This is a genomic window from Bacillus hominis (assembly GCF_018332515.1).
GTDB lineage: Bacteria > Bacillota > Bacilli > Bacillales > Bacillaceae_G > Bacillus_A > Bacillus_A hominis.
Genome location: NZ_BOQD01000082.1, coordinates 1 through 14,358, shown reverse-complemented (window position 1 = coordinate 14,358; position 14,358 = coordinate 1). Strand labels below are relative to the sequence as shown.

Below are 14,358 nucleotides of genomic sequence, written 5' to 3'. Positions count from 1 at the left end.
CCCCTGATTCATTTCATTATTATGGAATATGTGCAAAAGAAACCAGCATGTGCCGATTTCTTTTGCACATGAAAAACTAAAAATTAGAAGTTCATTACTTTGTTAACAGCTTCAACAATATCTTTATGGTTTGGTAACCATACGCTCTCAGCTTGAGAGAATGGGAATACTGTATCAGCAGCTGCAACACGTACAACTGGAGCTTCTAAGTTTAAGATTGCACGGTCGTTAATTTCCGCTACAACGTTAGCTGCAATACCAGCTTGTTTTTGAGCTTCTTGAACTACAACTACGCGACCTGTTTTTTCAACAGAAGCGATGATTGTTTCGATATCTAATGGTTGAACTGTACGTAAGTCAACAACCTCTAAAGAGATACCTTCTTTTTCAAGTTCTTCAGCAGCTTTTAATGCAGCATGAACCATAGCACCATAAGCGATAACAGATACATCTGTACCTTCACGTTTGATATCAGCTTTGCCTAAATCAATTGTGTAATCGCCTTCTGGTACATCTTGACGGAATGAACGGTACAATTTCATATGCTCTAAGTAGATAACTGGATCGTTGTCACGAATCGCAGAGATTAAAAGACCTTTTGCATCGTATGGAGTAGATGGAATAACAACTTTTAGACCAGGTTGTTGAGCCACTAATCCTTCTAAGCTATCAGCATGTAGTTCTGGAGTATGAACGCCACCACCGAATGGAGAACGAATTGTTACTGGAGCAGTCCAACGTCCACCAGAACGGTAACGCATACGAGCTAATTGACCAGAAACTGAATCCATTACTTCATAAATGAAACCGAAGAATTGGATTTCTGGAACTGGACGGAAGCCTTCAAGTGCAAGTCCAACTGCAAGTCCACCAATACCAGACTCTGCAAGTGGAGTATCCATTACACGATCTTCACCAAATTCAGCTTGTAAACCTTCAGTAGCACGGAATACTCCGCCGTTTACACCAACGTCTTCACCAAACACAAGTACGTTAGGGTCATTTTTCATTTCAACGCGTAAAGCATCAGTGATTGCTTGAATCATTGTCATTTGAGCCATGGCTTACTTCGACTCCTTTTCTTTGTAAATTTCATATTGTTCAGCTAAGTTGTAAGGCATTTTTTCGTACATGATTTCCATTAAATCAGTAACTTTTTGTTTTGGAGCTTGGTCAGCCTTAGCAATTGCTTGTTTGATATCTTCTTTTGCTTCTTCGATTACTTTCTCTTCAACTTCTTGAGACCATAGGCCTTTGTTTTCTAAGAATGCACGGAAGCGTACGATTGGATCTTTTTGTTCCCATTCGTTTTCGATATCTTTTGTACGGTAACGAGTTGGGTCATCACCAGCCATTGTATGTGGACCATAACGGAATGTTAAAGTCTCGATTAAAGTAGGGCCTTCGCCGTTTACTGCGCGCTCACGAGCGAAAGCAGTTGCTGCGTATACAGCTAATGGATCCATACCGTCTACTTGAATTCCGTAAATACCTGCTGCTACTGCTTTTTGAGCTACAGTTTTAGCTGCAGATTGCTTTTCTACTGGAGTAGAGATTGCATAACGGTTGTTTTGTACAACGAAGATTGCTGGAGCTTTGAATGCACCCGCAAAGTTCATACCTTCGTAGAAGTCACCTTGTGAAGCACCACCGTCACCAGTGTAAGTAATTGCAACAGATTTTTTGCCACGTAGTTTCATACCTAACGCAACACCAGCAGTTTGGATGATTTGCGCACCGATAATGATTTGTGGAGCAAGTGCATTTACATTCTCAGGCATTTGGTTACCCATGAAATGTCCACGAGAGAATAAGAATGCTTGGTATAATGGTAAACCGTGCCATACTAATTGTGGCACATCACGATATCCTGGTAAGATGAAATCTTCTGCTTCAAGTGCGAAATGACTTGCTAACTGAGAAGCCTCTTGTCCAGCTGTTGGTGCGTAGAAACCTAAACGTCCTTGACGGTTTAAAGAAATAGAACGTTGATCTAGTACGCGAGTATACACCATACGGCGCATTAACTCTTTTAATTGATCATCAGATAATTCAGGCATAGCTGCTTCATTCACAACTTCGCCTTTTTCATTTAAAATTTGTAATGTTTCAAATTGAGCTGCGATAGCTTTCATTTGCTCATCAACATTAAATAGGGTCTTTTTTGTTTTAGTACCCATTCCGTTCACCTCTTCCTCTCTTGAACCATATTCTGAAACGCTTTCACTATCTACTAGCTAGACTGAAAGCGCAACAATGTAAACCAACAAATTTGTCTGTCGGTTGAGAATAATTTTGTGTACCTAACAATCTGTACTAATGTTTTTTCAAAAACATATTAATACAATCTTGATCACGTTTTTTAGTTTACAACTATTCTAATTACGATGTCAATTACTTTGAATACGTTTTTTTATAAATAATATGCAGGCTTCCTCTACACAAACGTGTTTTTATTTTTCACATCTGTATTAGTAAGCAATAACCTACTGTTATATTATTCCCTTTTTAACTTGTTTTTTCTCTTAGAATAATATGTAAACGATTTAATTCTCTTTAGTTTTTCTCTCTTCTTAATAAAATTATACAAACACTTCTTCCTTTTATAGGTAAATACCTATACATTTCTGACCATTCCTCCATACATTATAGTAACCGCAGTATTAGCGGGAAATGATAAAGGAGGTCATCTCATGTACGGATACTCATATTGCTATCCAACAACTTGTTCATATCCTTCCTACGGTTATGGCGGTTCTTGTGGCGGATCTGGACGCGGCTTCGCCTTAATCGTTGTGTTGTTTATTCTTTTAATTATCGTTGGTGCTGCTTGCATTCGCTAATTAATGTAAAATGAAACAACTATGGAAAGAAACAGACGGCTTTGCCGTCTTTTCTTTTTATTGCATAACTTATCTATAGAAGATTTGTTTCCAAGTGGCCTTCCTTACTTGCCGATGACTTTTTTTATCTCCTTTGGTAGACTAAAGAAGAAAGGAGAGATTACATATGCTTACAATGAATGAGGTAATTCGTGAAGGAAATCCTATTTTGCGCGACGTCGCAGAAGAGGTCTCCTTACCTGCTAGCGAGGAAGATACAAATACCCTTAAAGAAATGATTGAATTTGTAATAAATAGCCAGGATCCTGAAATGGCTGAAAAATATAATTTACGCCCCGGAATCGGATTAGCGGCTCCTCAAATCGGTATTTCAAAGAAAATGATTGCGGTTCATGTAACTGATACGAACGGTACGTTATATAGCTACGCGTTATTTAACCCAAAAATCATTAGTCATTCTGTTGAACGTACATATTTACAAAATGGTGAAGGCTGTCTATCTGTAGACCGTGAAGTACCTGGTTATGTCCCTCGTTACACAAGAATTACAGTAAAGGCAACAACTGTTAACGGTGAAGACGTAAAACTGCGATTAAAAGGTTTACCAGCAATTGTATTCCAACATGAAATCGACCATTTAAACGGTGTTATGTTCTATGACCATATTAATAAAGACAATCCATTTGTGGCTCCCGATGATTCAAAACCTCTAGAGCGATAATAATAAAAAGGCGGAAGTTAACCTTCCGCCTTTTTATTATCTGAAATTGGTTCCATATTCACTTATAACAATCCAGCCCATTTTAATCCATGATATATACCGTCTTCACTTACATCGTTTGTCACATGATTTGCAAGTTTTTTCAAGTCTTCATGACCATTTCCCATCACAATACCTGTGCCTACTGCTTCAATCATTTCCAAATCGTTTAAGCCATCCCCAAACGCATACACTTGTTCACGATTAAATCCTAATTTTTCAATGAACTTCTCAATCCCTTTTGCCTTAGAACCACCATTTGGAATGATGTCCATTGAATACGCATGCCAACGAATAAAATGAAAATCTGGATACTGATTAATGAACTTTTCCTCTTCATTTACTTCACAGAAAAGAAGCGTTTGATAAATATCACGTTTCTCATAAAAATCAGGTTCATATGCCGGATGATCAAATTGCAAGCTTCCAAAACCTTCTTTTACATAATCATGATATTCCACTGACGCTCTCATTTCTTGATGATCAAGATATACAAGTGGGTATCCTTCTTGTTTTGCAAACTGGGTAAACTTATGTAGAGCCGCTGGGTGTAACGGATTATTAAATATTGTCTCACCTTCAAATACAACGTACTGTCCATTAAAACTAACATAATTATGTATATTGAGTTCCTTACGAATATCTTCAAACATAAATGGCGCACGCCCTGTTGCAATCGCTACGTGCACACCTTTTTCTTGTAAATCTTTTACTGCATCACGTGTAGATTGCGGAATTTTTTTATCATGATCTAATAATGTTCCATCAATATCAAAAAAGACAATTTTATCATTCATTTGTCAAAATCCTTTCTGGTACTCTATATTCCTATTTTGATTATCACTTTTCAAATTTCAAAAAAAAGTATAACATATTAAACATCTGTGAAGAAAGCGTTCACTTTCTGACCTTATTTATGAAATATGCATATAATATTAGTAAATAATGTGGATACTTGTTCGGATGAATTTTCTTTTCTATTCTTCCTCATACTATATCTATAACTAACGGCTACTAATCGTTACTACAGGATAACTTACACTATACTAAAAGGAACAAGATTCACTATTCACTTCTAATCTTCTTTCTTGTACGGGAGACGGAGTTATCATTAGTAACATGCATGTTTAAAATAAGGAAAGGAAGGAGTAATCATGCTGAAGAAGCTGAAGAAAAAGCTCAAGCGTTATTTAAACGATTTAGTCCGTAAGAAGACAATCGCTTAAATTGTGCCCATTTCGGGCTTTTTCTTCATTCTCGTTCGAAAAAACATGAAAATCATGACTGTTTGCTTTATAATAAGTAACAGATAATGCAAAACATAGACAAGGAGAGGTTTTCCCAATGATTTTTAAAGTATTTTATCAAGAAAAATTAACTGAGGTCCCAGTACGTGAAAATACAAAAGTTTTATATTTAGAGGCTACGTCTCAAAAGGATGTTCGTAAAAAATTAAATAAGTTCGCATATAATATCGAGTTCGTTCAGTCTGTTACTGGTGCTCATCTTGAATATGAAAAACAAAACGCTGATTTAATATTAGCGGAGATCGTATAGTCATATGAAATTCCTAAAAAATGATCAAGCTGCCGTTTTTGCCCTCGGTGGTCTTGGTGAAATCGGTAAAAATACATATGCTGTTCAATTTCAAGATGAAATTATTATAATTGACGCTGGAATTAAATTTCCAGAAGACGAACTCCTCGGGATCGATTATGTAATACCAGATTACACTTATTTTGTGCGAAACGAAGATAAAATTAAAGGGTTATTCATTACACATGGTCACGAAGATCATATTGGTGGAATTCCTTATCTATTACGTCAAGTAAACATTCCAATTTACGGCGGAAAATTAGCAATTGCCCTAATAAAAAACAAATTAGAAGAGCACGGATTACTTCGTAAAGCAAAACTTTATGAAATTCAAGAAGATGATGTTATTAAATTTAAAAAGACATCTGTTTCCTTCTTCCGTACAACTCACAGTATTCCGGATTCATACGGAGTTGTTGTGAAAACACCTCAAGGACAAGTCGTTCATACAGGTGATTTCAAATTTGATTTCACACCAGTCGGCGAGCCAGCAGATTTAACAAAAATGGCCGAAATCGGAAAAGACGGTGTACTTTGTCTCTTATCTGATAGTACAAACAGTGAAGTGCCAAACTTTACGATGTCTGAGCGCCGCGTTGGTGATAGTATTCAAGATATATTCCGCAAAGTAGAAGGTCGTATTATATTCGCAACCTTTGCATCGAATATCCATCGCTTACAACAAGTTGTTGAGGCTGCTGTTGAAAACAATCGTAAAGTAGCTGTATTCGGTCGAAGTATGGAAGCAGCTATTGAAATCGGAAAAAACCTTGGTTACATCCGGTGTCCAAAGGATACATTCATAGACACATCTCAGCTAAACCGCCTACCAGCTAATAAAGTTGTTATTTTATGTACAGGTAGTCAAGGCGAACCGATGGCAGCACTTTCACGTATTGCCAATGGTACACATCGTCAAATTCAAATTATCCCTGGCGATACAGTTGTTTTCTCTTCTTCACCAATCCCTGGCAATACAATTAGTGTAAGTCGTACAATTAACATGTTGTACCGCGCTGGCGCTGATGTAATCCATGGTAAACTCTCAAATATTCATACGAGTGGACACGGTGGACAAGAAGAACAAAAGTTAATGTTACGTCTTATTAAGCCGAAATATTTCATGCCAATTCATGGTGAGTATCGTATGCAGCGTATGCATATGAAATTAGCTAATGATTGTGGTATTCCAGAAGAAAATTGTTTCATTATGGATAATGGAGATGTTCTTGCATTACGTTCTGATGAAGCAAGCGTAGCTGGGAAAATCCCATCTGGTTCTGTCTATATCGATGGAAATGGTATTGGAGATATCGGAAATATCGTATTACGTGATCGTCGCATTCTTTCTGAAGAAGGACTTGTTATTGTAGTTGTAAGCATTGATATGAAAGAATTTAAAGTTGCAGCAGGACCTGATATCATCTCGCGTGGTTTCGTTTATATGCGTGAAAGCAGCGATTTAATCAACGATGCTCAAACATTAATTACAACACATTTAGAAAAAGTAATGGAGCGAAAAACAACACAATGGTCTGAAATTAAAAATGAGATTACAGACACATTAGCACCATTCCTATACGAAAAAACGAAACGCCGTCCAATGATTTTACCAATCATTATGGAAATATAAGAAAAAGGACAATGCCGAGGAGGCATTGTCCTTTTCTCTTATCTTAAAAAATGCTTAAAACGATCTACTTCATCGTCATGACCAATTACAATTAATATATCTCCCGCTTGAATGTTTTCTGTAGCTCGAGGAGATACGATAACTTCTTTTCCACGTTTAATTGCTACAATGTTCAAACCAAACTTCGCACGAATATCTAATTCAATTAAAGAGTGTCCATCAATTTTTTTATTTGCGATAATCTCTACAATACTATGCTCATCTGAAAGCTCTAGGTAATCTAACACATTACTTGATGCGATATTATTAGCAATCCTTTTTCCCATATCACGCTCTGGATGCACAATGTGATCTGCCCCTATTTTACTTAACACTTTTTCATGATAGTCATTTTGAGCTTTCACAGTAATATTTTTCACACCTAATTCTTTCAAAATTAACGTTGTTAAAATACTTGAATTTAAATTATCTCCAATAGCAACGACTACATGATCAAAATTACGAATACCAAGACTTTTTAATACCATCTCATCTGTTGAATCTGCAATTACAGCATGCGAAGCTATATTTGCAAACTCATTAATTTTATCCTCATCTGAATCAATTGCCATTACTTCCATACCTAATTGAGCTAATTCACGGCAAATACTTCCGCCAAAACGGCCAAGCCCAATAACAGCAAATTCTTTCTCTTTTTCGCCCACAGGAATTCCTCCAATAACATCAAGTACTATGTACTTTTATTGTAACATACTTTAGATTCGCTACAAAAACCTGTATATAATTCTTATTTTTGTTTTTGCATATAAAAATACTGTTGTAAATAAAACGCGATACCGAAAATTAACATACCAAATACAAATATATTTCCAAATGAACTAAATGTTTCAAAAACGAACAATAGCGTTTCTTGTCCGAAAAAAGCAAATAAAAGTTGTGTAAATGCAAATAACAGTGCCAATATGTAATGATGTTGATGGAATAAATAATGTGTTGCGCCTAAAAAAGCTATAAGCGAAACAATGAAGATCCACCAAGTTTCTAAAAACAGTTGCCAATTAGTAAATTGATATCCATTTACTAATAACGCAATAATCCCTATAACTGCCATCGTCGGCACACTCCATAATAATGCACGCCCTCTAAAGAAGCGCGTACCTTTTGCATCTCCTTTTTCATTTGCAATGTATGTTAGCACGACCGTACTTATATACAAAACAGAGAGGATTGTTAAAACAATGATAAGCCAAAAATGTAATTGATAATATTCATGTTCTATATTCGTCACGATCGCAGCTAACATACATGGAATAAACATCCCTGTCCAACCATCTATTTTTCTTTCGTTCCAAAACACCGTATTACCAATACGAATTCCTAATAGCATAAAAATAATGATACCTAGTACAAATAATGTAGTCTTATTCCCTACTAAACTCGTTGAGAAAGCAATTAATCCAATAAATAAAAAAAGAACAAATCCATTCATAATTTCTAGTACAGGTGACAAATATCTTTTCACCCATTTGTATGTTTCTTCATATTCACTATTATTCGCTAAACGATAGGCGTAAAAACTTATCCCAAAATAAACCGCCGCAATAATAACATATGCATATAAGACGAAACATAAAATCGCACTGCTAATTTGCACGTAATTCCCCACCCTTTTTTCTATGTATCACATTGATTTTACACACTTTTCATACTAAAAGTAAACATGTATAAGGTAGTTAAATAATTATCTTACCCATTAGTACTAATTAATAATGAGCAGTGGCTAAAAACCCCTGCTCATTATTAAGACGTCAAATTTAACTCTACTCATTTGTATGAAAATGTCTAACACTAACAAATACGAAAGATGTTTTCGTCTCGGAACTAAGAAGCCCCCACTCTAAACTGTTGCACAATTGCCGAGTAAGTTCACTTTCTATTTCCCTTCCACTTCACATATTGATTTAAAAATACAATCGCTTTCTCAATAACCTCTTCGTCTGGTTTTAATTTCGCATGATGTAAACCATATTCTGAATTTACTCCCAGCCAAAACATAAATCCAGGTATCTCTCGAAGCATATAACCAAAATCTTCACCTGTCATTGCCTCCGTACATGTAATTACGTCCATATTCGTTTGTTCACGTGTAAATTGCATAAACTCCCTCGTTAACTCTTCATGGTTATACACTTGATGATACATCGCTCCGTAGTCAATAACAGCTTCACATTGAAAAGAAGCTTCTATTCCCGCAACAATTGCCTCAATTCGGCTTTTAACACGTTTCATTGATTCCACTGATAGTGTTCGAATTGTTCCTTCTAAACGAGACTTTTCTGCGATAATGTTTTGAACTGTACCACCTGTAATTTTCCCTATTGTAATTACCGCACTGTCAAGAGGATTCACATTACGACTAATAACTGATTGAAGTTGTGTAACGAGATGACTCGCTGCAACAATCATATCATTTGCTGTATGCGGATATGCAGCATGTCCACCTTTTCCTTTTAAATCAATGTATAACTCTGATGTATTCGCAAATAATAAACCTTCTTTTGTAGCAATTGTTCCCACAGAGTATTCAGGCGCAATATGAAGTCCAAGAATCATATTAGGCTTCCATTCTTTTAACTCATCGCTTTCTAACATAGGAAGTGCACCACCTGGACCTTCTTCAGCTGGTTGGAATATAAACACAAGATCATCATCTATTCTTTCGCTTACAGCCGCTGTTAGAAGGCCTAAACCGATTGTTGTATGCAAATCATGTCCACATGCATGCATCATTCCTTCATGGACAGAAGAGAATTCATATCCAGTTTCCTCTGTAATTGGTAGACCGTCTATATCTGCACGATAACCTATTATTTTTTCTGGATTTTTTCCATTTACTTTAACAATTACACCTGTTTTCCATGTTTTCACTTCCAAACATTCATTAGGAAGCGTTCCTATATAATCTAAAATATACCGCTGTGTTTTCCACTCTTTAAATCCGATTTCCGGAATTTTATGTAAATCTCTACGAACTTGGACAAATTTGCTTACCGTCATTTTTGCACCTCTATCTATAAAAAGCGTAAGAGCACATTCATGCTCTTACGCTTTTTGTTTTTTATTTCTCTGGGTTTAATTGACGAAGCTCTTGTTTAATTTCAGTTTTTGCCTTTGTCTTCTCATCAATTTCTTTAATTACACGTGCCGGAGTTCCCGCAACAACTGTATATGGAGGCACATCTTCTGTTACAACGGCTCCTGCTGCTACAACTGCACCTTTACCTACTGTAACGCCTTCTAGAACAACTACATTTGCACCAATTACAACATCATCTTCAACGATAACTGGTTTTGCAGAAGGTGGCTCAATAACACCTGCAAGTACAGCACCTGCACCTACGTGACAGTTTTTACCAACCGTTGCACGTCCACCAAGTACTACGTTCATGTCGATCATAGTACCTTCACCAATTACAGCACCGATGTTAATTGTTGCATTCATCATGATAACAGCGTTGTCACCAATTTCTACATGGTCACGAATAATCGCGCCTGGCTCAATACGAGCTTTAATACCTTTTAAATCAAGCATTGGAATTGCAGAATTACGACGGTCGTTCTCAACTACGTAGTCAACAATGTGCTTATTATTTTCATCAAGAATTGTCTTAATTTCAGACCATTCTCCGAATAATACACCAGTTTTTTTATTTACAAATGCTTGTACTGTTTCAGGGAATGCTACTTCTTTTAAATCCCCTTTTATGTATACCTTTACAGGAGTTTTCTTTTCACTTTTTTGAATAAACGAAATAATTTCGTTAGCGTCCATCATTTTCATTCTTGTTGCCTCCTAAATCCATTTATAATGTTACTCTACCAAACGATAGAGCGAGTAGCAAGACAATAATCTTATTTTTCCATTTGAATTTCTTCTATAATTTCTAAAAATGCTTGCACTTGCTTCAACTGCCTTGCCGAGTCACTCGTCAATAACCATGTTTCTCTCGTTAATTGAACAGGTGTTTTATACATATTTTCCTGCACTTCTTTTAAAACAGTCGAAGGTAAAAGAGCATAACCTATTCCATTTAAAACAAGCTGTTTGCACGTTTCAATTTGGTCAACTACAATCGTTCGCTTAGGTGGATTTGAAAATAATCCATACCACCAATTTTGTATTTGTCCATAGTAGGTCGAATCACTTTTAAATTGAATAAATGGTCTATTTGTCTCTTTTAACATCGAAATATCTTTTATTTCTTTATCAACTAAGTATAATTCATCTTCAAATAATTGTTGTTTCTGACCTTTATATTCTTGTGTTCCTCTTAATATGGCGACATGAACGTCTCCTTCATAAAATTGCTTTTGCACTTCACTACTCCAGCCAGTAAACAGAGATATCTTCACAGAAGGATACTTATGCACAAATTTTTTCAAAACAGGTGGAAGCCAATATTGACCAATGACTGATGCAACAGCTATTTTTAGCGTACCATATGTTTCCGTTCTAAAAAGAGCCAGTTCACTTTTAATATCCTCTTCCCTTTGTAATATTTCTTTTGCATAATTTGCAACTTTTTCCCCTTCAGGTGTAATTGTCAATCCTTTTTGTGAACGAATAAAAAATTTCATTCCCCATTGTTTCTCCATAGATTGTAATCGTTGACTAAGCGCAGGTTGGGAAACAAATAAACGTTCCGCCGCTTTTCTCATATTTGATTCCTGAGCTAACACAACCATCATTTGAAAATCATCAATTTGCAACTTTCTCCCTCTTTCCTTAGCTTCCATACACCTAATTTCAATAAGCTTTTCATTCCTAATTTAATTAAATGCTTTTATAGAGAAAATACGATTTTTTGTTCAAACTTTTCTTATGCTTTTTATCTTTTTAAATATAATACATACACAACTGATATGCACGAAAAAAAGTGACTTCTCCGTTTCTATGAAGCCACTTTTTTCATATTATCGATTATGTTGTCTTACTTTTTTATTCAACAATTTTAAAATAGCTCGGCGCGTTAAAATACCCTCAAAATAGCCATCTTCATTGACAGCGCAAATAAAGGGGTGATCAATTGTCATTTCTAAAGCTTTTGCAAATGAATCTTCTAACTTAAGAACCGGAATATCTTCCTTCATCACTTGTTCTACTTTCATATCCTCAAGTCTTTCAAACTCAATGCGCTCTAACCCTAACATACCGTCTAAAATCATAGCAGTACTAATCAACCCATGCAATTTATACATTGGATCTAAAACAGGTATTGCCGAATAACCAGATTTCACAAGAACGAGTAAAGCATGCTCTAAACCATTCCCGATTTGGACATGTGCTACTTTTTCTGATGAAATCATTAAATCCTTCACAAGAATTTGTTGAAACTCATCTTTCGGAATACTTATCATATTACATCCCCCATTCTCCCTTTTTCCTGCTTATATTCACCGACTCTATCTATACTTTATGATAGCGTTTTCATATTATTATTTTGTCCTAACCTTTTTTCACCAAAAATACAATTACACAACTATTTTAGCATACAACACAAAAAAAAGACTACCATTCCGGTAGCGCTTAATACCCTTTATTTTTTAATCTGTAAAATAACCTTGTGATTTTTTTATATTGCGTCGCATCTGTCTTTTTTAAGCCATTCTCAATATCTGTAAGTTCCACAGCTAAAATTTCACTCGCATAATTTTGCTGAAATAGAATATCTAATAACAAACTTTCTTCTTCTTTCGTTAAAACAAACTCCTTTTGCATATGCCCCTCTCCTTATACTCATAACGTTAATCTCATTATATAAAATTTCCAGCCTATTTAATAGATGTAATATTCAGTTTTTAGTAAAAGACATATAAAAATCGAAAATACAGAGAAATTATTTCGTATATCGATTTGCATAACTAAACGCCGCATAGGCATCCGGCTTAATTTTTGCAGTTAATCCCATCGCTTGAATTTTCGCTGTCATATCTAAAATAAATTCTTTTGTTAAACCATCATTCCCGATATCTAAATGAATTTCCATTATGAATCCCGCCCCATCTTGAGCATGTGGATGCAATAAATCCCATATCGTTTGTATGTGATTAGGAGTAAATAGGCATGCGATTTCTTGACTAAACTGCGTTTCTAAATATATTTTCTCACGTAAAGTTGCTGGTTTATCTTTTACTGATTTATGGTGCAAGCACCCCCAGGCTCCTTTTCCAACGCGATGAATATGAATTGCCGTAATAAATCTCGTATCCTTTTGATGTGCTTGTGAGTCTGTCCCAATGGATAATCGATATAAATTTCGTGGATCCTTTTCAATGAAACTACAAATACGGTTAAAGACCATATCAAAATTCAAATGTCTCTCTGAAACATTATAAAATATATGCTCACCGTCCACATAGTCACGTCCTTTCAATTAGACAGACTTTTCGTATTCTCATTGTATGGGACAAAAACAAAAATTATAACTTACTACCCTTTATTCGTTTCAATATTTCGAATTACATAATTACAAAACCTACATGTATAAATTACATTTTGATTAGACTGGGCGGTTAATACATGATTAATTTCAGCATGACTGTGACAATTAGGACAAATAACAATCGGCAAGCGTTCCATCCTTTGCACCTCCTATTAATATTTACTATCATTGTAGGAAAAATGAAAAATTCCTATACATATACATTTGTAAAAACTCTTTTATTTAATCGCGACTTAAATTGCAACTTCTACTACCTGTATAGCCCATTAATTAATATAAGTAAAAAAGGTACTGCCATTTGGCAGTACCTTTTTTATATGTATCAAGAAATGATATCGTAAATCTCAATTGCAACCATATCGATGTTATCGAATTGATACACTTGAGGTTTTTCACCTTGTTGATACACTTCTAGCTCATACATTTCACTTTTATCGAAAAATTTCACGCTACATTTGCGCTCACCGTTCACTTCAAAATAGCGTTGTGCTACTTCACCGCTTTCAGCTTGTTCTTGTAGACTAACAAGTCGAGTTAAAATTCCTTGGAGTAGAGACATGAAATCTCTCCTTTCTCTGATCTTCCTACCAATAGGTTTTACAGCTATACTCATTCTATCCGTCATAACAGAAAAAATGTTCCACAGTCTAGGATAAAGGTTCTTGGCCAGAAACTCAACTAAAATTTGTCGAAATACGAAGTAAAAAGATGAAAGAGCATCTTTTTACTTCTTTATTGCGCTTTTTATACTGGCAGAATATAATAAAAAACAGAAAAAGGGAGGAATTACAATGAAAAAAATTGAGGTTTATACACAACCTGATTGTCCGCCTTGTACCATTGTGAAAGAATTTTTAAAACATAATAATGTTGTATATGAAGAATTTGACGTAAAAAAAGACGCTGCCGCTCGCAATCGCCTTTTACATGACTATGACTCCTATTCAACTCCAACAGTTGTAATTGACGGAGAAGTTGTCGCAGGTTTTCAAATCGAAAAATTACATCAATTATTAAATATAG

Annotated in this window: 18 protein-coding genes; 5 read left to right on the top strand and 13 right to left on the bottom strand. The window is 35.4% G+C overall.

Annotation, left to right across the window (positions count from 1 at the left end; all coding sequences use genetic code 11):
- Positions 1-83: 83 nt before the first annotated feature.
- On the bottom strand, positions 84-1,061 hold the full coding sequence (gene pdhB, locus KI356_RS09760) for a pyruvate dehydrogenase complex E1 component subunit beta (protein ID WP_000068162.1): 978 nt from the start codon (positions 1,059-1,061) through the stop codon (positions 84-86).
- A 3-nt stretch (positions 1,062-1,064) separates the two neighbouring features.
- The gene (pdhA, locus tag KI356_RS09755) at positions 1,065-2,180 is read right to left on the bottom strand and encodes a pyruvate dehydrogenase E1 component subunit alpha (protein ID WP_000536893.1); all 1,116 of its coding nucleotides are present in this window, start codon (positions 2,178-2,180) and stop codon (positions 1,065-1,067) included.
- 513 nt (positions 2,181-2,693) lie between these two features.
- Here pdhA and KI356_RS09750 point away from each other — a divergent pair.
- Positions 2,694-2,843, top strand: a complete 150-nt coding sequence (locus KI356_RS09750) for a YjcZ family sporulation protein (RefSeq protein ID WP_000274565.1) — start codon at positions 2,694-2,696, stop codon at positions 2,841-2,843.
- Between the two features lie 166 nt (positions 2,844-3,009).
- Positions 3,010-3,564, top strand: coding sequence for a peptide deformylase (gene def, locus KI356_RS09745; protein WP_212935330.1), 555 nt, complete (start codon positions 3,010-3,012; stop codon positions 3,562-3,564).
- A gap of 62 nt (positions 3,565-3,626) precedes the next feature.
- On the opposite strand, the gene KI356_RS09740 is transcribed toward def, so the two are convergent.
- Positions 3,627-4,400, bottom strand: coding sequence for a Cof-type HAD-IIB family hydrolase (locus KI356_RS09740; RefSeq protein ID WP_097830873.1), 774 nt, complete (start codon positions 4,398-4,400; stop codon positions 3,627-3,629).
- A gap of 547 nt (positions 4,401-4,947) precedes the next feature.
- Here KI356_RS09740 and KI356_RS09735 point away from each other — a divergent pair.
- Both KI356_RS09735 and rnjA read left to right on the top strand, forming a co-directional pair.
- On the top strand, positions 4,948-5,160 hold the full coding sequence (locus KI356_RS09735; RefSeq protein ID WP_000576436.1) for a DNA-dependent RNA polymerase subunit epsilon: 213 nt from the start codon (positions 4,948-4,950) through the stop codon (positions 5,158-5,160).
- A 4-nt stretch (positions 5,161-5,164) separates the two neighbouring features.
- Positions 5,165-6,832, top strand: a complete 1,668-nt coding sequence (rnjA, locus tag KI356_RS09730) for a ribonuclease J1 (protein ID WP_002122030.1) — start codon at positions 5,165-5,167, stop codon at positions 6,830-6,832.
- Positions 6,833-6,870: 38 nt separating this feature from the next.
- On the opposite strand, the gene KI356_RS09725 is transcribed toward rnjA, so the two are convergent.
- The 10 genes from KI356_RS09725 to KI356_RS09680 form a co-directional block, all read right to left on the bottom strand.
- Positions 6,871-7,536, bottom strand: coding sequence for a potassium channel family protein (locus KI356_RS09725; RefSeq protein ID WP_000504032.1), 666 nt, complete (start codon positions 7,534-7,536; stop codon positions 6,871-6,873).
- An 83-nt stretch (positions 7,537-7,619) separates the two neighbouring features.
- Positions 7,620-8,486, bottom strand: a complete 867-nt coding sequence (locus tag KI356_RS09720) for a hypothetical protein (RefSeq protein ID WP_002122033.1) — start codon at positions 8,484-8,486, stop codon at positions 7,620-7,622.
- Positions 8,487-8,758: 272 nt separating this feature from the next.
- Positions 8,759-9,889, bottom strand: a complete 1,131-nt coding sequence (locus KI356_RS09715; RefSeq protein WP_212935329.1) for an N-acetyldiaminopimelate deacetylase — start codon at positions 9,887-9,889, stop codon at positions 8,759-8,761.
- Positions 9,890-9,950: 61 nt separating this feature from the next.
- On the bottom strand, positions 9,951-10,673 hold the full coding sequence (gene dapD / locus KI356_RS09710; RefSeq protein ID WP_212935328.1) for a 2,3,4,5-tetrahydropyridine-2,6-dicarboxylate N-acetyltransferase: 723 nt from the start codon (positions 10,671-10,673) through the stop codon (positions 9,951-9,953).
- Positions 10,674-10,744: 71 nt separating this feature from the next.
- Positions 10,745-11,629, bottom strand: coding sequence for a transcriptional regulator CcpC (gene ccpC / locus KI356_RS09705; RefSeq protein WP_033711978.1), 885 nt, complete (start codon positions 11,627-11,629; stop codon positions 10,745-10,747).
- A gap of 177 nt (positions 11,630-11,806) precedes the next feature.
- Positions 11,807-12,250 carry a cyclic-di-AMP-binding protein CbpB gene (gene cbpB / locus KI356_RS09700; RefSeq protein WP_128281121.1) on the bottom strand — a complete coding sequence of 148 codons (444 nt, stop codon included), beginning with the start codon at positions 12,248-12,250 and terminating at the stop codon, positions 11,807-11,809.
- Between the two features lie 169 nt (positions 12,251-12,419).
- Positions 12,420-12,611: an antirepressor AbbA gene (gene abbA / locus KI356_RS09695; protein WP_097904483.1), complete on the bottom strand. Its 192-nt coding sequence runs from the start codon at positions 12,609-12,611 to the stop codon at positions 12,420-12,422.
- Between the two features lie 118 nt (positions 12,612-12,729).
- Entirely contained in the window at positions 12,730-13,248 is a 519-nt protein-coding gene (locus KI356_RS09690) for a ribonuclease H-like YkuK family protein (RefSeq protein ID WP_128281120.1), read from the bottom strand.
- A gap of 74 nt (positions 13,249-13,322) precedes the next feature.
- Positions 13,323-13,472 carry a hypothetical protein gene (locus KI356_RS09685; RefSeq protein WP_002033828.1) on the bottom strand — a complete coding sequence of 50 codons (150 nt, stop codon included), beginning with the start codon at positions 13,470-13,472 and terminating at the stop codon, positions 13,323-13,325.
- A 185-nt stretch (positions 13,473-13,657) separates the two neighbouring features.
- Positions 13,658-13,894, bottom strand: a complete 237-nt coding sequence (locus tag KI356_RS09680; protein WP_000055151.1) for a YkuJ family protein — start codon at positions 13,892-13,894, stop codon at positions 13,658-13,660.
- A 232-nt stretch (positions 13,895-14,126) separates the two neighbouring features.
- On the opposite strand from KI356_RS09680, the gene KI356_RS09675 reads away from it, so the two are divergent.
- Positions 14,127-14,358 (top strand): glutaredoxin family protein (locus KI356_RS09675; protein ID WP_212935327.1); only part of this gene is annotated, 232 nt, incomplete at its 3' end.